At 37.4% G+C, this 19550-nt stretch carries 19 protein-coding genes and 1 rRNA gene; 7 read left to right on the top strand and 13 right to left on the bottom strand.

The genetic code is table 11. From position 1 onward, the window contains the following. Positions 1 to 46: 46 nt before the first annotated feature. From H569_RS0109005 to rpmH, 13 genes are all read right to left on the bottom strand, one after another. The gene (locus tag H569_RS0109005; protein WP_034630101.1) at positions 47 to 277 is read right to left on the bottom strand and encodes a YkuS family protein; all 231 of its coding nucleotides are present in this window, start codon (positions 275 to 277) and stop codon (positions 47 to 49) included. Positions 278 to 294: 17 nt separating this feature from the next. Beyond that, complete coding sequence (locus tag H569_RS0109000) at positions 295 to 954, bottom strand: phosphoribosyltransferase (RefSeq protein ID WP_027364732.1); 660 nt, start codon at positions 952 to 954, stop codon at positions 295 to 297. A gap of 428 nt (positions 955 to 1382) precedes the next feature. Then, the gene (locus H569_RS0108995; protein WP_027364731.1) at positions 1383 to 2075 is read right to left on the bottom strand and encodes a DUF554 domain-containing protein; all 693 of its coding nucleotides are present in this window, start codon (positions 2073 to 2075) and stop codon (positions 1383 to 1385) included. A 32-nt stretch (positions 2076 to 2107) separates the two neighbouring features. Continuing rightward, positions 2108 to 2977 (bottom strand): ParB/RepB/Spo0J family partition protein, encoded by an 870-nt coding sequence (locus tag H569_RS0108990; RefSeq protein ID WP_027364730.1) that lies wholly within the window; start codon positions 2975 to 2977, stop codon positions 2108 to 2110. Further along, positions 2970 to 3731, bottom strand: a complete 762-nt coding sequence (locus H569_RS0108985; RefSeq protein WP_027364729.1) for a ParA family protein — start codon at positions 3729 to 3731, stop codon at positions 2970 to 2972. The genes H569_RS0108990 and H569_RS0108985 overlap by 8 nt, the downstream gene beginning before the upstream one ends. 133 nt (positions 3732 to 3864) lie before the next feature. Further along, a complete protein-coding gene (gene rsmG / locus H569_RS0108980; RefSeq protein ID WP_027364728.1) occupies positions 3865 to 4581 on the bottom strand; it encodes a 16S rRNA (guanine(527)-N(7))-methyltransferase RsmG in 717 nt (238 codons plus the stop codon). A gap of 5 nt (positions 4582 to 4586) precedes the next feature. Continuing rightward, positions 4587 to 6476, bottom strand: a complete 1890-nt coding sequence (gene mnmG, locus H569_RS0108975) for a tRNA uridine-5-carboxymethylaminomethyl(34) synthesis enzyme MnmG (protein ID WP_027364727.1) — start codon at positions 6474 to 6476, stop codon at positions 4587 to 4589. Between the two features lie 9 nt (positions 6477 to 6485). Beyond that, positions 6486 to 7886 carry a tRNA uridine-5-carboxymethylaminomethyl(34) synthesis GTPase MnmE gene (gene mnmE / locus H569_RS0108970; protein ID WP_027364726.1) on the bottom strand — a complete coding sequence of 467 codons (1401 nt, stop codon included), beginning with the start codon at positions 7884 to 7886 and terminating at the stop codon, positions 6486 to 6488. Between the two features lie 86 nt (positions 7887 to 7972). After that, positions 7973 to 8593, bottom strand: coding sequence for an RNA-binding cell elongation regulator Jag/EloR (gene jag / locus H569_RS0108965; RefSeq protein WP_027364725.1), 621 nt, complete (start codon positions 8591 to 8593; stop codon positions 7973 to 7975). Further along, on the bottom strand, positions 8590 to 9306 hold the full coding sequence (locus tag H569_RS0108960) for a YidC/Oxa1 family membrane protein insertase (RefSeq protein ID WP_051273501.1): 717 nt from the start codon (positions 9304 to 9306) through the stop codon (positions 8590 to 8592). Before H569_RS0108960 ends, jag begins: the two co-directional genes overlap by 4 nt. A gap of 41 nt (positions 9307 to 9347) precedes the next feature. Next, the gene (gene yidD, locus H569_RS0108955) at positions 9348 to 9554 is read right to left on the bottom strand and encodes a membrane protein insertion efficiency factor YidD (protein WP_027364723.1); all 207 of its coding nucleotides are present in this window, start codon (positions 9552 to 9554) and stop codon (positions 9348 to 9350) included. Between the two features lie 3 nt (positions 9555 to 9557). Further along, complete coding sequence (gene rnpA / locus H569_RS0108950) at positions 9558 to 9905, bottom strand: ribonuclease P protein component (protein WP_027364722.1); 348 nt, start codon at positions 9903 to 9905, stop codon at positions 9558 to 9560. 52 nt (positions 9906 to 9957) lie between these two features. Beyond that, the gene (gene rpmH, locus H569_RS0108945) at positions 9958 to 10092 is read right to left on the bottom strand and encodes a 50S ribosomal protein L34 (protein ID WP_027364721.1); all 135 of its coding nucleotides are present in this window, start codon (positions 10090 to 10092) and stop codon (positions 9958 to 9960) included. A gap of 288 nt (positions 10093 to 10380) precedes the next feature. On the opposite strand from rpmH, the gene dnaA reads away from it, so the two are divergent. The 7 genes from dnaA to H569_RS0108910 form a co-directional block, all read left to right on the top strand. Then, on the top strand, positions 10381 to 11709 hold the full coding sequence (dnaA, locus tag H569_RS0108940; RefSeq protein ID WP_027364720.1) for a chromosomal replication initiator protein DnaA: 1329 nt from the start codon (positions 10381 to 10383) through the stop codon (positions 11707 to 11709). A 191-nt stretch (positions 11710 to 11900) separates the two neighbouring features. Further along, entirely contained in the window at positions 11901 to 13004 is a 1104-nt protein-coding gene (dnaN, locus tag H569_RS19820; protein WP_051273499.1) for a DNA polymerase III subunit beta, read from the top strand. 37 nt (positions 13005 to 13041) lie between these two features. Beyond that, positions 13042 to 14178 (top strand): DNA replication/repair protein RecF, encoded by a 1137-nt coding sequence (gene recF, locus H569_RS19815; protein ID WP_051273497.1) that lies wholly within the window; start codon positions 13042 to 13044, stop codon positions 14176 to 14178. Between the two features lie 3 nt (positions 14179 to 14181). Beyond that, complete coding sequence (gene remB, locus H569_RS0108925) at positions 14182 to 14436, top strand: extracellular matrix regulator RemB (RefSeq protein WP_027364719.1); 255 nt, start codon at positions 14182 to 14184, stop codon at positions 14434 to 14436. A 26-nt stretch (positions 14437 to 14462) separates the two neighbouring features. After that, the gene (gene gyrB, locus H569_RS0108920) at positions 14463 to 16361 is read left to right on the top strand and encodes a DNA topoisomerase (ATP-hydrolyzing) subunit B (RefSeq protein WP_027364718.1); all 1899 of its coding nucleotides are present in this window, start codon (positions 14463 to 14465) and stop codon (positions 16359 to 16361) included. Between the two features lie 131 nt (positions 16362 to 16492). Further along, positions 16493 to 18931 (top strand): DNA gyrase subunit A, encoded by a 2439-nt coding sequence (gene gyrA / locus H569_RS0108915; RefSeq protein ID WP_027364717.1) that lies wholly within the window; start codon positions 16493 to 16495, stop codon positions 18929 to 18931. A gap of 456 nt (positions 18932 to 19387) precedes the next feature. Then, a 16S ribosomal RNA gene (locus H569_RS0108910) occupies positions 19388 to 19550 on the top strand; the annotation flags it as partial.

Genomic DNA, 19550 nt, shown 5'->3' with positions numbered 1-19550 from the left:
CCGGAGCATTTTAGTTGCCGGGCTGTTTCTTTATTTCTTTTAACTTTTACATTAATCCGCGCAGCTCATCAGCAATTTCCCTTACACTTTTTCCACTGGCGTCAATAACCTTTTTCTCTGTTCTAATATCCTGCATATTCATAAAATTTTTTTCCATGCCCGATATAATGAGTGCATCTGCGTGATCGGCCATTGTTCGATCCACTACTCTAAATCCTTCTTTTACTAAATCATCACGTAGCCTTTTTAAATCATCGTCCAATGCTACAGTTAACAAATTCAACACCTCCGGTATTAACTTTTCAATTTTTTTCTGCTTTTATGCAAAAGATTAATTACTTCTTCATCGGAGACCTGGTCAAAAATTCTATAAAATTGTCCAACGGCATAAAACGTTTCTGGAACTAATGGACAAACAATTTCATCTACATCTTCACTGAGTGTTTGAAATACCTCTAAAGGGGCAACCGGTACAGCCAATATGGTTTTTCGCGGGTTTAATATTTTTTTAATTGACATAATAGCTGCACGGGTGGTAAAGCCGGTTGCTATGCCATCATCAATAATAATCACCGTTTTTCCTATGTTAATTGGATAATCTGTGTTACCGCGATATTTTAACATTCTTCTTTTTATCTCATTTATTTCTATCCGGACCATATCGTCTATATCTTCTTTACTTACAGATTGCAACAAGTTTTTATTACCAGTTAGAATAACTGTTCCATCCTGAGTCACTGATCCTATGGCAACTTCCGGATTAAAGGGTGCACCAATTTTTCTAGGAATAATGATATCAAGTGGCAGATTTAGCGCTTCTGCTACCTGAGCAGCCGTAACCACACCTCCTCTGGGTATGGCTATAATTACACCATCTATAATATTTTTTGCCTTTAACTCTTGGGCAAGGACTCTCCCGGCATCAACTCTGTCTTTATATGTTTTATTTTCCACACCAAATACCTCAGTTTTAAATTTTTGAAATATTCTATAAGGTTCACTTACGTCGTTTCATCTATACTTGTTTTTTGCATATAGCCTTAAAACTACCAGACAAATTTTTACGTTATACGAGGAATTTAATCCCGAAAAGATGTATAGTTTCACCGGACTGTTTATGGCAGGCGCGTTATGCTATAAATAACTACATAGGTAAGGGGTCACACCTTTTTAGGGTCAGAGGTATATCCCCAATGACGTTTGAGATCGGGGGAATATCCACAAAGATTCGTATTCTTTATATTTTCGCTGTAGGGGCAGACAGGGTCGTCCACCCCTACAATAAATAATTACAAGTATTAGCAAAGCAACACCGGCCATCAACCACAATATTTTCTGAGGAAAAAAATAAAATATACTGAGTAAAAAACCTCAGTATTTAACTACATCAAATTATATTTTTGTGCAAAGTAGGCAAGTGGTATTACAAATAGTATGGCTGGAAGAAGATTTCCTATTTTTATTTTTTTAATTTCAAGGATATTTAATGCTATACCTATAATTAATAAACCGCCTGTTGAAGTTAATTGATTAATGACATAGGGATTTAGTATGCCTTTTACTGTTGAGGCCAGTAAAGTAATGGTCCCTTGATATAAAATTACTGGCACACTTGAAAACAAAACTCCTATTCCCATAGTTGATGCAAAAAAAATTGCGCTTACACCATCAAGCATAGATTTGGCAAATAAAGTATTAGGGTTACCTTGAATGCCATCTTCAATAGCACCTACCACCGCCATTGCACCCACACAATAAATAAGACTTGTGGTTACAAAAGCCCGTGCCACGTCTCCCCCATTTCCCCCAACTTTATTTTCCAACCAAATGCCGAGTTGTTCTAACCTGTGCTCTATTCTTAGTAATTCACCACAAACTCCGCCTAAGGCTAAACTAATAATTATTACTAAAAGATGCGAACCCTGCAGTGACATTTGTGTTCCAACCAATAAAACAGACAGGCCAATACCTTGCATCACAGTGCTCTTAATTGTGTCCGAGATACCTCTTTTTAAAGAAGCACCTACTACGGCTCCAGTAATTATGGCTGCAGCGTTAACGATTGTTCCTATCATTTTTTTCTCCTAAAATGTTTCACGTGAAACAATTAATTGATTTTTATATTTTCAATAATATTTATAAGCTCTTTTTGATTATGATAATCTATAATCAATTTGCCACTACCATTTGCATTTACCTTTATTTGAACCTTCTTACCTAATTTTTGTTCCAAAAGAAGTTCCAATTCTTTTATTTCATTATTTACCTCGCTACTTTTTTCTGTCCTGCTTGGTTCTTTGCCCGTGCTTTCTAAATATTTTTTAACCAATTCTTCTGTTTTTCTAACGCTTAATTGTTGCTTTAATATTTTCAGTGTTAATTTTATCTGGGTTTCACTATCTTGTATTGGGACAAGGGCCCTGGCATGTCCTACAGTGATTAATTCCTCAGCCAGCATATCTTTTATTTCCTTCGGCAAACCCAATATACGCACCATGTTGGCAATAAACGACCTGCTTTTTCCAACTCTTAATGATAATTCTTCCTGGGTTAAATGATAATTATCCATTAAACTTTTATAAGCACTGGCTTCTTCAATAGCATTTAAATCTTCTCTTTGTATGTTCTCAATTAGAGCAGCTGCTGATGCTTCTAGATCAGAATAATTTTTTATAATTACCGGCACTTTCTCCATCTTAAGTTTTTGACATGCCTGCCACCTTCTCTCCCCTGCAATAATTTCATACTTACTGTTTTGTCCAGGCCGTACAATAATCGGCTGTATTAGACCATGTGTTTTAATTGATTCCATTAATTCATTAAGATTTTTTTCATCTATTCTTTGTCTTGGTTGTTTTGGATTAGGGTATATATTGTTGATTAAAACTTCCACCAATTGATTATCCAAATATGTTTGGTTATCCTGTTCTGGTATTAGCGCAGCCAGTCCTTTGCCCAGTCCTCTCTTTTTAGTCAATGCCCATCACCTCTTGAGCCAGTTCATAATATAACTCTGCACCTCTCGATCTCTTGTCATATATCATTACAGGTTGACCATGACTTGGTGCTTCGCTTAACCTAACATTTCTTGGTATGATACTTCGATAAACTTTATTTTTGAAGTGCTTTTTAACTTCGTCAACTACCTGTATGGATAAGTTAGTTCTACCATCAAACATAGTTAAAAGTACCCCTTCGATTTCCAGATTTTGATTCATTCGCTGCTGAACAAGGCGTATCGTGTTCATTAATTGTCCCAACCCTTCCAGTGCGTAATATTCACACTGAATCGGCACCATAACCGAATTAGCAGCAACTAATGCATTAATAGTTAATAACCCCAGGGATGGCGGACAATCGATTATAACATAATGATATTTATCGCTATTTTCACTTAAAATATTTTTTAATAAATTTTCCCTTCCCTCTATTCCTACCATTTCAATTTCCGCACCCGCCAGCTCAATAGAAGAAGGTATTAAATCAAGTCCATCTATCACGTTTTTAATTATAATTTCATCCATACCGGATCCACCAAGAATTAAATCATAGATACATTTTTCCAGCGCATCCTTATTGATACCCAAACCGCTGGTTGCGTTGCCCTGTGGGTCAATATCAACAAGTAATACCTTATTCCCTAACATTGCTATCCAAGCAGAAAGGTTAACAGCTGTTGTGGTTTTACCCACACCTCCCTTCTGATTGGCTATGGCGACAATTTTACCCACAATATGCACCCCTCAGATGTGCTTTAATTGATATTTAATTCCACGCAATCATCATTTCTTCCTTCCATCTCACATGACTTATAAAGATCTACCATTGTTATAAATAAAAACAAACAGGATTTTTACCTGTTTGTTATAATGGATCTTTCTTTGGAATACCCGGGCGTCGAGGATATTTCGCTGGAGTTCCTTTTATTTTTTCTATCGTTACTATAGTCCTTCCTTCATTGCTAATAGGTAACTTCTCTTCTCTTACTTTTATAATCTTGCCGCCCAAAGTTTTGATCGAATTCGCTGCATTATTTATTTCTTCTTTTACATTTGGTCCTTTGGCTGCGATAAAAATTCCACCTATTTTTATCAAAGGCAAGCAATACTCAGCAATTAATCTTAATTCACCAACAGCTCTGGTCACTGCAACATCAAATTTTTCCCTGTAATCTACCGCCATTTCTTCAGCTCTGGCATGAATTGCCGTTGTTTTTTCCAATTTTAATGCTGCAATTACTTTTTTTAAAAAGTTAACTTTTTTATTTACCGCATCTACTAATACTAAATTAATATTTTCTGGCCGGCATATTTTTAGTGGTAATCCCGGAAACCCGGCTCCACTCCCTATATCAACCATAAATATATAGCTATATTTCTCTATTTCTTTCAAAAGTAATAATGAATCTACAAAATGCTTTTCCGCTGCTTCAAGTTTACTTGTAATAGCAGTTAAATTGTATTTGTTATTTTCTTCGACCATTATTTGATAATGACTATAAAAAAGTTCTAGCATATCTTCAGTTAGAAAAATTCCTAATTTTAAAGAACCCTTTATGAGTTCTTCTTTAAATTTATTCATTTCATTTATGCCTCGCTCGCAATCTTCCTTTTTTCTTTTTCAAGGTAGATCAATAAAACAGAGATGTCGGCAGGGTTGACTCCAGATATTCTTGAAGCCTGTCCAATTGAAACCGGTCTTACCTTGTCTAATTTTTGAATTGCTTCTACTGCCAACCCCTTTATTTTCTTATAATCAATATCCAGCGGTATTTTTAGGTTTTCCATTTTTTCAAATTTTTTTATTTGTGATTCCTGCTTTTTTATATATCCTTCATATTTTATTTGTATTTCCACTTGCTCCCTGATCTCATCATCTAGATCCGGATGCTCAACAGAAATTGATAGTAAATCGCTATATTTAATTTCCGGCCTCCTTAATAGATTAGCCAGTGAAATGCTGCCCTGAACCGGAGCTGAATTCCTCTTTTCTAATATTTCCTTTAATTCCGGCCCCACTGTTATCATTGTTTTTTTTAACCTTTCTATTTCATCTGTCACTGATTTCTTTTTATAAACATATCTTTGATATCTTTCCGGAGTTACCAGGCCAACTTGAAAACCTTTTTCTGTTAACCGCAAGTCCGCATTATCCTGTCGTAACATCAACCTGTATTCAGCTCTTGAAGTTAATAATCTATATGGCTCCGTGATATTTTTAGTTACCAAATCATCGATCAAGACGCCAATATAACCTTCTGATCTAGACAATACGAATGGTTCTTTATTTTTCAAATACATTACCGCATTTATTCCTGCAATTATTCCCTGCGCAGCTGCTTCTTCATAACCCGATGTTCCATTTATCTGCCCGGCCGTAAACAAACCTTTTATTTCCTTGGTCTCCAGCGATAATTTTAGCTGGCTTGGCACCATATAATCATATTCAATAGCATAGCCAGGCCGAATAATTTCAACCTTTTCCAACCCGGGCAACGACCTTAACATGCGCATTTGAACATCTTCCGGTAGACTGGTTGACATGCCCTGAACATACATCTCGTTAGTTTTTCGTCCTTCTGGTTCCACGAATACCTGGTGTGCAGGCCGATCGGAAAAACGAACCACTTTGTCCTCAATAGAAGGGCAATACCTGGGGCCAACTCCTTGTATAAATCCGCTGTAGAGAGGAGACCGGTGTAAATTTTCTTTAATTATGCCATGAGTAGTTTCGTTAGTATATGTAAGCCAACAGGGCATCTGCTCTCTTTCATGTACATTAGAAATAAAAGAAAAATTTAGCAGTTGATCATCACCGGGCTGAACAGTCATTTTTTTAAAATCGATACTTCTCCTGTCAACTCGTGCCGGTGTTCCAGTTTTAAATCTCCCTAACTGAAAACCAATCTCTTTTAAGCTTTCTGAAAGTTTAATTGATGGAAAATTTCCGCTTGGACCACCGGGGTAAGCTAAATCACCGATTACAATTCTACCATTTAAAAATGTTCCAGTCGTAATAATTACTGCTCCGGCCTCAAAAACAGCACCAGTTTGTCCAACAACACCGGTAACTCTATCACCTTTAACATTAATTTTTTCCACCATAACTTGTTTAACATCCAAGTTTGGCTGGTTTTCCAGAACCCAGATCATATTAATTTGATATAATTTTTTATCCGCCTGGGCCCGAAGAGCCTGGACAGCCGGTCCTTTAGCCGTATTTAACATACGCATTTGAATTGACGAGCGGTCTGTATTGATACCTATTTCACCACCCAGAGCATCAACTTCCCGGATCAACTGGCCTTTTGCCGGGCCGCCCATAGCTGGATTACAAGGCATCATTGCAATATTTTCCATATTAATAGTTAAAAGTAGGGTTTTCATTCCCATTCTAGCTGACGCCAATCCAGCCTCACAGCCTGCATGACCGGCTCCAACAACAATTACATCGTATTTTCCGGCCAGGTATTCCATAAGTTTTCCTCACTTTCCAATACAAAATTCTGTAAATATTTTATCAATAATATTTTCTGTTATTACTTTGCCGTTAATTTCCCCAACTGTTTCCCATGCTCCCCTTATATCAATTGCAATAATATCAAGCGGCATACCCATATCAATAGCTATTAAAACATCCTCCAAGTGCCTTAGCGCTTTTTTTAACTGGTTTTTATGCCTGATATTACTAACCATAGATCCATCCTTTGGTATAGACTTGCCACCTGTAACCATTTCAATTATTTTTTTTTCTAAATCTTCAATTCCCTTTTCTTCAATAGCAGATATTTCAATTAAAGGCCAATCGGGCAATACCTCTCTAATCTCTTTATGAACATTTATATTATCTTGAAGATCTATTTTATTAAGTACTTTTATACCACGTTTTTTCTCTACCATTTTAGCAATTCTTTCATCTTCATGGTCATATTCCGCATTGGAGTCAAAAACTATAAGAATCATTTCAGCTTCTTCAATAGCAGATTTAGTTCTTTCTACTCCAATTTTTTCTATAATATCTTCCGTATCCCTTATACCTGCAGTATCAATGATTCTTACCGGTACACCGCCTATATTAAGTACTTCTTCAATAATATCCCTGGTGGTTCCAGGTATCTCAGTAACAATAGCCCTTTTTTCTTTGAGTAAAACATTCAATAATGATGATTTTCCTACATTTGGCTTACCGGCAATGACCGTCTTTAGTCCATCACGGTATACCCTACCTGTATCTGCCGTATCGATTAACTTTTTTACTTCATCTCTGATTAACAACACAGATGACCTGATTTTTTGTAAATTATATTCTTCTATTTCATCCTCGGGGAAATCAATATTAGCCTCAATAAATGCAGTAATATCCAGTAATTTATTTTGGATGGAATCTATCCTCCGGGATAATCCACCTCTCAATTGTCCGACAGCCATTTTTAAGGCATCTCCAGTTGTTGCCCGGATCACATCAATTATTGCTTCTGCCTGGGCCATATCCAATCTTCCGTTAAGAAAAGCACGTTTAGTAAATTCTCCTGGTTCCGCTAATCGTGCGCCCTTTGTCAATACAAGTTCCAGTATTACCCTTGCAGGCAATGATCCACCGTGACAATTGATTTCAATTACATCCTCCCGGGTGTAAGTATTTGGAGCCCGCATAACGCTAAGTAAAACTTCATCAATTATTTCATGCTTTCCGTCAGCGGAGTTGGTGTCTTTATTATAAATGTACCCATATATAATTTTAAAATTTTCTTTTTTGATATCTCTATCTTTAGCAGGTTTAAATATTTCTGTCGCTATTCTAACAGCATCAGGTCCACTGATTCTGACAATACCTATACCGCCTTCACCCAAAGGAGTTGATATTGCGGCAATGGTGTCGTCAATCATGTCGCACCTCCAATCTTCCTACCTCTTTGTTAAATTTTTAAAAAACCCAGCGTAGATTCTAAATCCTCGCTGGGCTTATTTTTTCACTATTTTTTTGGTGATATTATTATTTTTCGATATGGTTCATCGCCCTCACTAAAAGTGTAAATATCCGCCCGGTCCTGAAGTGCCGTATGAATTATTCTTCTTTCCATTGAATTCATCGGCTCCAACACCACATTTCTTCCTCGCTGCTTAGCTTTATCCGCAAGCCTGTATGCCAATTTTCTTAATGTTTCCTCTCTGCGCTTTCTGTAATTCTCAATATCAAGCAAGATTCTTTTTCTTTTTTCAAAATTTTTATTAGCCGACAGGTTTACAAGATATTGGAGAGCATCCAGTGTCTCTCCCCTTCTCCCAATCAATATTCCTAAATCCGGACCATTTATATTAAATTTAATTTTTTCATCATTTTCTTCAGCGTTAATTTCCACCTTAAGATTCATTGCTCGCATAATATTTTCCAGCAGTTCTTTAGCCCTCAGTGAAGGATTTTCTTTTTTAATTACTTTTACTTTTGCGGGCTTGCCACCTAATAAGCCAAACAATCCTTTGGTGGGCTCCTCCAAAATTTCTATTTCCACCTGGTCCTTATTCAGGTTAAGTTCCCTTAAAGCAATCTCCACAGCCTCGTCTACCGTTTTAGCGCTTTTTTCAACACATTTCACTTCGAAGGAGCACCCTCCTTTACCTGTCCAATTTGTTTATTTACAAGGTATTGTTGTGCGAAACCCAAAATATTAAACATTGTCCAATATAAAGCCAACCCAGCCGGAACGGTTGTACATATCCAACCAATAAATACAGGCATTGTATAAAGCATCATCCGCTGTGTTTGGTCGGTAGAAGAAGTAGTAAGTTTAGATTGTAAATAGGTTGATGCTCCTGCTAACAAAGGAAAAATTAGGTTTGGTATCGTTGAAGCTGACAATGGAAACAAAGGATAAACCTTGCTTAAATCTTTAACCCAAAAAAATGATGCATGGGCGTGATTAATAAAATCAAAATGGTAAAGTGCCCTATATAATGCTATAAGAATCGGCATTTGAATTAATATTGGCAAACACCCGGCCATTGGGTTAACATTGTGTTCCTTATACAATTCCATAATCTTTTGCTGCATCTTTTGCGGGTCTTTGCCTTTATACTTATCCTGAATTTCCTTAATTTTTGGCTGAATTTCCGCCATACGCCGCATAGATACCATCTGCTTATGAGTAAGTGGAAATAACACAACTTTAATTAAAATTGTTAGTAAAATAATTGCTAAACCATAACTTGGCAATCCTATTGTAACTGTAGCATTGTAAAGCCAGTTAATCAATGCAGTCATGCCATTAATAAGTGTATGCCATAGTTCTCCCAAACCATCGCCTCCCATAATTAAACGTTAATCCAATTCTACAGTGTTTATTTAGGGTTTTAAACAGGATCATATCCACCGGGGTGAAAAGGATGACATTTAGATACTCTAATAATAATTTTTAATGATCCTTTATAAACGCCATGCTTGTATAAAGCTTGTACGGCATATTCCGAACACGAAGGATAAAACCTGCAAGAGTTACCTTTTAAAGGTGAAATAAACTTTTGATAAATTCTAAGCATTTTAATTAACAAATATTTCATTTTTTAATTCTTCCTTGCGGTTTTCTTTTTTATTCTGTACACCAGATTTTCCACAGCATCCTGTACGGAATTAAAGTCCAATTTCTCGATTCCTTTACGCGCGATAATAATATAATCATATCCGCTGTCTAACCCGTTACGGCATTTTCTACAAACTTCCTTTAACCTTCTTCTGACCTTATTTCTTACCACTGCCTTACCTATCTTCTTACTCACGGAAAAACCGAATCTGCTATAATCAAGACGATTTTCCAAGGCAAAAATAACTGCATATCGGTTGGCCAGTGATATGCCCCTATTATAGACATTTCTATATTCTTTGTTTTTTTTAAGTAAGTATTTTTTTTTCATATTGCCAGTTCAATTACCATCCACAATTAGCAAAAGGCCACCTGTAGCGGCCTTATGCTGTAAGTCTTTTTCTACCTTTTAACCTTCTATTTTTAATCACTTTACGCCCCGCTTTTGTAGACATTCTCTTTAAAAAGCCATGAACTTTTTTTCTTTGTCTATTTTTTGGCTGGTATGTCCTTTTCATCTAAACACCCCCTGTTAACACTAACCAGTTTAATATTATCTTAAGTCGTTTGGAAAATACTAGGCGTACGTAGTACATTATATAGTATGCCCTGTTTTAGAGTCAAGCATATATTTATTCTTGCTTATCTTTTTTAAGCACAGGTTAGTTGAATACAACAGTAAAATTTGGTATTATTTTGGTTAGCCCCTTTATCTAGTTATCCACACCTTGTGGATAACTTTGTGCATAATTTGTTAATTAATACCCTATTTTTTTATTAAACTGTTTGAGGGGGAACACTTTTTGATTAGTGCCGATGTTATGACCATCTGGGGAAAAACAGTTAATGAATTAAAAAGCAGGTTAAATTCCCAATCCTATGATACTTGGATCAAAATAATGAAACCCGTTTCTATAAAAAACAATATATTCTACATTATTGTTCATGATCAATTTTCCAGGGATTGGCTTAATAATAGTTATGCCCCTTTATTTAAAGATATTATCAGCAAAATAGATAACTCTGTAATAGATGTACAGTTTGTTATGCAGGATGAAATAATCCAAGACAATTCTGAAACAATTTACCGTAAAGCTGTTTATGAGCTTAAAAATGCCCCCTTAAACCCTAAATACACCTTTGATAATTTTGTAGTTGGTGATAGCAACAGATTTGCCCATGCTGCCTGTTTGGCTGTAGCAGACTCACCGGCTAAAGCATATAACCCCTTATTTATATACGGAGGGGTAGGTCTTGGCAAAACACACCTAATGCATGCCATAGGCCACTTTATCAGTGAAACTAACAAACTACAGGTTGCATATGTAACTTCAGAAAAGTTTACCAACGATTTGATTAGTGCGATACGTGAGGAAAAAACCGTTGAATTTAAAGAAAAGTACCGGAACATTGATACATTACTTATAGATGATATCCAGTTTTTAGCTGGTAAGGAAAGAACACAGGAAGAATTTTTCCACACTTTTAACACACTTTATGAAGCCAGCAAGCAGATAGTTATTTCTAGTGACCGTCCTCCTAAGGAAATACCAACTCTTGAAGACAGGCTGCGCTCCCGATTTGAATGGGGATTAATAACAGATATTCAACCGCCTGATTATGAAACCAGAATAGCTATTCTGCAAAAAAAAGCGAACATGGAAAACTATAATGTCCAAGACGATATTATTACTTTTATCGCCGGCAGAATTAATTCTAATATTAGGGAACTGGAAGGTGCTTTAATCAGGGTGGCAGCTTACAGTTCTTTAACGAACGAAACTATTGATCTGGATACTGCAAAAGAAGTTTTAAAAGATATTTTACCAGACAAAAAACCTGTTGAAATAACGGTACAGCTAATCCAGCAAAAAGTAGCTAATTTCTTCGGCATTAAAATTGAAGATTTAAAATCAAAAAAAAGAAATCGTGCCGTTGCATTGCCACGCCAAATCGCGATGTATTTATGCCGTGAATTAACTGATTATTCCTTACCAAAAGTTGGTGATTTTTTCGGTGGCAGAGATCATACAACGGTTTTACACGCTCAGGATAAGGTTGCAACAGAAATCCAAAGGGATCCCACCTTTGCCCAAACTGTCCACAAGTTAATAGAAACCATTAAACAAAACTAATTTATAAGTTCGTTAATGTAACTTTTCAGCTTTAAATTAACAATATTAAAATGGATTTATTAACATAGATTTCAACAACGGCATTCCGTTATTTAATTCCGTTTTATCGTTTTTTCCACTGTTTTCCCCCTACTATTACTATTACTACTGTTTTATTTTATAATAATTTCTATTATTAAGAAGGTGATGTTATGCACTTTTCAATAAACAGGGACCAGTTATCTTATGCAATTAATATCGTTCAAAGGGCTGTTTCCAATCGAAACCCCATGCCAATATTTTCTTGTGTTCATTTAGAAACTATTGGAAATATTCTAAACGTAACGGCAACTGACCTTGAATTTGGTATCCGCTGCTCCTTGCAAGTCGATTCATTATTAGACGGAGCAGCAGCATTACCATCAAAATATGTATCCAGCCTTATGACCAAACTTCCTGTCGGCAATATTGATGTAAAGTGTGATATTTCTTCAAACACCACTACTTTTAATTATGGGAATTCAGAAATGGTTTTAAACGGTTTTCCTGCTGAAGAATTTCCATTATTTCCAGAATTACCCAATAAACCAACTTTACGCCTAAATCAAAATATTTTCAAAAGAATGTTAAAGAGAGTGCTTTTTGCTGTTTCTAATGACGAAAGAAGGCCGGTCTTTACCGGTGTCAATATAACTGTAGATGAAGATGGAACTTTATCAATGGTGGCCACTGATATTAGAAAACTGGCTGTAAGTCAGGAAAAAGCCGTTGATTCAAATGGCCAAATTATAAATATTATTGTTCCCGGAAAAACTCTTAACGAAGTTTTTAAAATAATTGACGCAGTTGATGATTATTTTGAAATTTATCTTACCGATAACAAGGTTTTTTTTACTGTAAACAATATTTGTATTATGTCTCGCCTAATTACAGGCCAATTTCCTAATTACAGGATAGTTATTCCATCAAATTTTGTTTGCGAGTTAAAATCTAAGGTCAGTGATTTGCTTGACGCTGCTGAAAGGGCTTCGTTATTAATAGATACAAGGAGAAATGTTTTTAATATTCGTTTCCAACCAGAGCAATTATTGCTTTATTTTTATACTGAATCTGGTAGAATCCGCGAGGAAATTACCACTGCTTTTTCGGGAGATCCAATGGATGTAGGATTTAATATCAGATTTTTTATAGATCTCTTGCGTTCCATGGATACTGAAGAGGTAAATATTAAAATTAGTGGCCATGAAAGTCCCGCAATTTTTGAACCTGTGGGTGATCAAAGTTATTTTTCCATCCTGGTGCCCGCCGTGGCCTAATAAAGGTGCTGGTGTAACTAACCGGGAGGGCTCATAGTTGTTTTTAAATGAATTGCTGCTAAAAGATTTTCGGAATTATTTGGAAATAAATTTTAGCCCTGATCAAGGGATAAATATTATAACCGGACCCAATGCCCAGGGAAAAACCAATTTGTTAGAAGCTATTTTTATAAGCGGGATGGGTTTTTCCTTTAGATTGAAGGACAAAGATGTTGTAAGATGGGGTAGCGAACAATCCATATTGAAGTCATCATACCAGTTAGACGGTTTTACGGTTGATGTACATATCCAAGTTAAATTTGACGGTTTTAAAAAAATACTAATAAATGGAACAGAAAATGATCGCAAGAATTTACCAGGTCACTACGGAATCATTTTGTTCAGGCCTGAAGATTTACACATTATTAAAGGCCCGCCTTCCCAAAGGCGGGATTTTATCGATTACGATATTGGGTCTATAAACCCTGTATATCGCAAGCTTATACAACAATATAAAAGAATTATATTGCATAGAAATAATCTGCTCCGGCGTGGAGGGTATCGCCAAGATGAATTTAAGATATGGAATGAGGAATTTTATAGATATGGCGCGGAAGTTCTTTACAGAAGAATAAAACTTTTAAAAAACTATTTTCCGCTGGTTCGAGACATTTATGCTGTTATCGCTGGCAAAAATGAAATTCTTGATATGAAATATTTATCATCAGCTAAAATTTCAGGTTCAACAAGTATAGATCAAATTATTAATGATTTTATTATTGAAGGGAAATCAAGGGAAAAGGAAGAAATATATAAAAAACAAACCTTGTTTGGCCCACACAGAGACGATATAACATTTTTATTAAATAATAAGGATATTCGTAATTTCGGATCGCAAGGGCAAGTAAGGTCGGTAGTGCTGGCTTTAAAAGCTGCACAAATGGAATTATTTAAACGTCAATCAGGACAAAATCCAATTATGTTGCTGGATGATGTTTTAATGGAGTTAGATGAAAATCGCCAAAATTACTTAATTAAGCTTATTAGCGGCAATAATCAAGCATTTATCACAACTACTGAAATTCCCAAAACAATTAGCCGTCATGTGGACAGGATATACTTTATTAACAGGGGAACTATAGAGGAAAGGGGACACACCTCATTGAGGAATGTCCCCAATTTAAGGGAGGAATAGCGGATGTTTTTACACCTCGGAGGGGACGTAATTGTTCCTAAAAGGGAAATAGTTGCCATTTTAGATATTAGATCAAAAGCTTCCGCTATTACCAGGGAATTTTTGGAGATAGCCGGCGACGAAGGTTTTATTATAAATATTTCAGAACCCGGAAAAGAAAAAACTTACGTAATTACTAACAATGAAATTTATTTGTCTCCAATTTCTTGCACTACCTTAAAAAAGCGAGCTTTGTCCCCAGTATCAAGTGAAGACTAACCAGTTTGGAAACGGAGGATCTGTGATTGTTGGAGAACAACAACAGATACAGTGCGGAAGAAATTCAAGTATTAGAGGGGCTTGAAGCTGTTAGGCGCAGGCCCGGGATGTACATTGGCAGCACCAGTTTAAGAGGGCTTCATCACTTGGTTTATGAAGTGGTTGATAACAGCATTGACGAGGCCATGGCAGGTTACTGCAAAAAAATTGAAGTAATTGTTCACTATGATAATACCGTTACTGTAATTGATGACGGGCGCGGTATACCTGTGGACACTCATCCCAAAATGGGCTTACCTGCCGTTGAGGTAGTTTTGACCATGCTTCACGCCGGCGGAAAGTTTGGCGGTGGCGGTTACAAAGTTAGTGGCGGTCTGCACGGTGTCGGTGTATCTGTGGTCAATGCACTGTCGGAATGGCTTGAAGTAGAGGTGCGCCGGGAGGGTTTTATCTGGCACCAGCGTTATGAGCGGGGTGTCGCAGTTTCTAAATTAAAGAAAATAGGAAAATCAAAAAATACAGGTACCAGAATTACTTTTAAACCCGACCCGGAGATATTTGAAGAATTAGTGTTTAATCAGGAAATATTAATTCAGAGAATTAGGGAACTTTCTTATTTAACAAAAGGTATCAAGATAACCTTTATTGATGAACGCACAGAACAGCAGTTTGTGTACCAACATTCCGGCGGAATAAAAGATTTTGTGCTACATTTGAACAAAAATAAAAACGCTTTACATAAACCCATTTATTTTGAAGACGTTAAAGACCAGATTATGGTTGAAGTTGCCCTGCAATATACTGACGGTTATGTGGAAAATTTATTTTCCTTCGTAAATAACATTCATACCGTTGACGGCGGAACCCATGAAACCGGGTTTAAAACTGCACTAACCCGGGTGATCAACGATTACGGTAAAAAATATAATATTATTAAAAACGGTTCAAGCTTACTCGGTGAGGATATTCGTGAAGGTTTAACTACTGTAATCAGTGTTAAAGTTCCGGAACCTCAATTTGAGGGTCAGACTAAAACAAAGCTTGGTAACAGTGAAGTAAGAGGCATTGTTGACACTGTGGTGGCAGAAAAACTAAGTACTTTTCTTGAAGAAAACCCACAGGTGGCACGTAAAATCTTAGATAAATCAGTAAATGCAGCCAGGGCCAGGGAAGCTGCCAGGAAAGCAAGGGAATTAACAAGGCGCAAGAATGCTCTTGAAAGTTCAACGCTGCCTGGAAAATTAGCTGATTGTTCCGAACGGGACCCGTCACTTAGTGAAATATTTATAGTTGAAGGTGATTCTGCCGGTGGTTCTGCTAAACAGGGGAGGGACAGGCGTTTTCAGGCGGTTTTGCCCCTCAGGGGTAAGATTTTAAATGTTGAAAAAGCCAGAATGGATAAAATTTTAGCCAATGAAGAAATTAGAGCCTTAATAACCGCTTTGGGGACCGGTATCGGGGAAGATTTCAATATAGAAAAGGCCCGTTATCACAAAGTAATTATTATGACTGATGCCGATGTTGACGGAGCTCATATTCGAACTTTACTATTGACTTTCTTTTACCGGCATATGAAGCAGTTAATCGAAAATGGTTATGTTTTTATTGCCCAGCCACCTTTATACCGGGTGCGCAAAACGAAAGAAGAACATTATGTGTTCAGTGATAATGAATTAGACCAATTATTAAAACGAATAGGGCGTGATAAAATTTCAATACAAAGGTATAAAGGCTTGGGGGAGATGAACCCGGAACAATTATGGGAGACTACAATGAACTTTGATTCGAGAACAATTATGCAGGTCCAGCTTGAAGATGCTATTGAAGCTAATAATATATTTTCCATGTTGATGGGGGATAAGGTTGAGCCAAGACGTGAATTCATTCAAGAAAACGCAAGGTATGTCAGAAACCTTGATGTATGATGCAAAGTTTCTACTTTGGCGGGAACAGCGTTTCCCGCTCTTTTAGTTTAAGCCTAGTCGGTATTGCCTAAGCCAATTACGGCAATTATACTAATAAAGTGTAATAATTTACAGTTTGAGGTGAAATATCCGTGCCTGCTTTAACCGGAAAAGTGGTTCCTATTGATATAAACGATGAAATGAAACATTCTTATTTAGATTATGCTATGAGTGTAATTGTGGGCAGGGCTTTGCCAGATGTAAGGGACGGTCTGAAACCTGTTCACCGTAGAATTCTTTACGCCATGCAAACACTGGGGGTTACACCTGACAAACCCCATCGCAAATCGGCGTACATTGTCGGTGAAGTTATGGCTAAATACCACCCCCATGGTGATGCTGCAATTTATGACACATTGGTAAGATTGGCCCAGGATTTTTCTTCCCGTTATCCTTTGGTAGACGGGCACGGCAACTTTGGATCGGTAGATGGCGATGCAGCAGCGGCCATGCGTTACACTGAGGCACGCTTGTCCAAAATAGCAACTTTAATGCTGTCTGATATTGAAAAAGAAACTGTTGATTTTGCACCAAATTATGATGAAAGCGGCAAGGAGCCTGTTATTTTACCTTCCCGCATTCCAAACTTACTGGTAAACGGCTCTGCCGGAATTGCGGTGGGTATGGCCACTAATATTCCGCCGCATAACCTTACCGAGGTTATTGATGGAGTCGTTATGTTAATTGATAACCCTGAGACAGACATTAATGACTTATTGAAAGTAATTAAAGGACCTGATTTTCCTTCCAGTGCTATAATTATGGGGCGAGAAGGCATTAAATCTGCTTATAGGACAGGCAGGGGCTCAATAAAGGTTAGGGCCAAGGCTGAAATTGAAGAAACAGGTAAAAAAAGCAGCATTATTGTGACCGAGCTGCCATATCAAGTAAATAAAGCCAAACTGGTTGAGAAAATAGCCGAACTGGTTAAAGATAAAAAAATCGAAGGTATTACTGACCTTAGAGATGAGTCTGACCGGCATGGCATGCGGATAGTTATTGAATTACGCCGGGACGCCAATCCGCAAGTCATACTAAACCAGCTTTATAAACATACCCAAATGCAAGATTCTTTTGGGGTAATATTGCTTGCGCTGGTTAATGGGCAGCCAAAAGTTTTAAACCTTAAAGAATTACTTTACCACTATTTGGAACACCAAAAGGAAATAATTATCAGGCGTACCAGGTATGATCTAAACAAGGCCGAGGAAAGGGCCCATATTGTAGAAGGATTGCGTATTGCTCTCGCCAACCTTGACGAAGTAATTAAAATAATTCGTGGTTCCAGGACTGTGGACCAAGCCAGAAAAAACCTGATGGATAGATTCAGTTTTACCGAAAAACAGGCCCAGGCCATTCTGGACATGCGTCTTCACCGTTTAACCGGTCTTGAAATAGATAAGCTGGAGGCCGAATATAAGGAATTGATCAAAAAAATTGATTATTTTAGGTCAGTACTGGCAGATGAAAAAATGGTGCTGGGCATTATTAAACAGGAAATACTGGAGATTAAAGAAAAATACGGTGATAGACGCCGTACCGCCATTACCGATGAGAGTATAGATTTTGAGGATATTGACCTGATTCCCGAAGAAGATATAGTTGTAACCATTACTAATGAAGGATATATAAAGAGAATGCCTCTTGAAACTTATCGCAGCCAGAGAAGAGGCGGCCGCGGTATTCACGCAATGGGCGTTAAAGATGACGATTTTCTCAGACACCTTTTTATTGCTACAACGCATCATTATTTTTTGTTTTTTACTACTAAAGGCAAAGTTTACCGGCTTAAAGGATACGAGATTCCTGAAGCCGGTCGGCAAGCCAGAGGCACTGCCATAGTAAACCTGCTTTATGTGGACAACGATGAACATATAACCACGGTTATACCTATTAAGGAATACTACTCCAATCATTATCTTTTTATGCTGACCCGCAACGGCATAGTTAAAAAGACTTCATTAAACGAATATGATACATCCAGGCGGGATGGCATAATTGCTTTAAACCTGGACGAAGGTGATTCGCTTATAGACGTATTAATGACTGAAAATGATGAAGAGATAATAATTGGAACCAAGTTTGGTATGGCCATTAGATTTTCCGAAGGTGATGTTCGTCCTACAGGCAGGGCATCCCGAGGGGTAAAAGGCATCACCCTAAAGGAAGATGATGTAGTGGTATCCATGGATAGGGTGCGGGAAGGTAGCGATTTATTGGTTGTAACCAGCAAGGGTTATGGTAAAAGAACCAGACTCGATGAATATAGAACCCAGACCAGGGGCGGCATGGGAGTAACAAATATTAAATGTACACCCCGTAATGGCCATGTGGTTTCGCTTCAGGTTATTGCACCTGATGAAGAAGTATTGATGATTAGTGCCGATGGGATAATGATTAGATTAAAGGCTGATAATATTTCATTGTTCGGCCGGGCCACTCAGGGTGTGTTGCTGATGAAATTAAGCGAAGGAGATCACTTGGTTGCGGTGGCAAGGGTTGTTGCAACTGATGATGGCGGGGATGAGTAAAGGGGCACACCCCTTCGAGGAATGTCCCCAATTTAAGGGTTAAGGAAAAAAAATACTGAAAGCGTGCTAAAGGAACTGATTTAGCGCGCTTTTTTTGTTGACAAGGGATTAAACGTCTGCTATATTATAAATCGTGATTATTGCCGGTTAAAACAAACGCTATTAATTTACACTTGAAAATAACCGGTTATAATGATAACATATAAAAGTCGCTGTGAGCCGGCAAAAAAAGACGGAAACAAGATCAAAAAATAGAACTTGACATAACGGCCCAGTGATGATAAAATTAAAAACGCCGCTGAACGAGCGGTGGAAAACCGAACCAGGTCCTTGAAAACTAAACAGAGTTGAGATGCGATTGTGCGCGAGCGCAATCAAGCAAAAGAACCTCGTCAAAGCAAAAGCTTTGAAGAGTAATTCCAAACGAGAGCAAAGATTAAACTCTTTATAAAAAAATACATGGAGAGTTTGATCCTGGCTCAGGACGAACGCTGGCGGCGTGCTTAACACATGCAAGTCGAACGGAGAATAGCAAGAAGCTTACTTTTTGCTAGACTTAGTGGCGGACGGGTGAGTAACGCGTGGATAACCTGCCTGATAGCCTGGGATAACGCCGGGA

Source organism: Desulfotruncus alcoholivorax DSM 16058 (assembly GCF_000430885.1).
Lineage (GTDB): Bacteria > Bacillota > Desulfotomaculia > Desulfotomaculales > Desulfallaceae > Desulfotruncus > Desulfotruncus alcoholivorax.
Note: the sequence above shows the minus strand (reverse complement) of the source record. Positions and strands in the feature narration are given on the sequence as shown.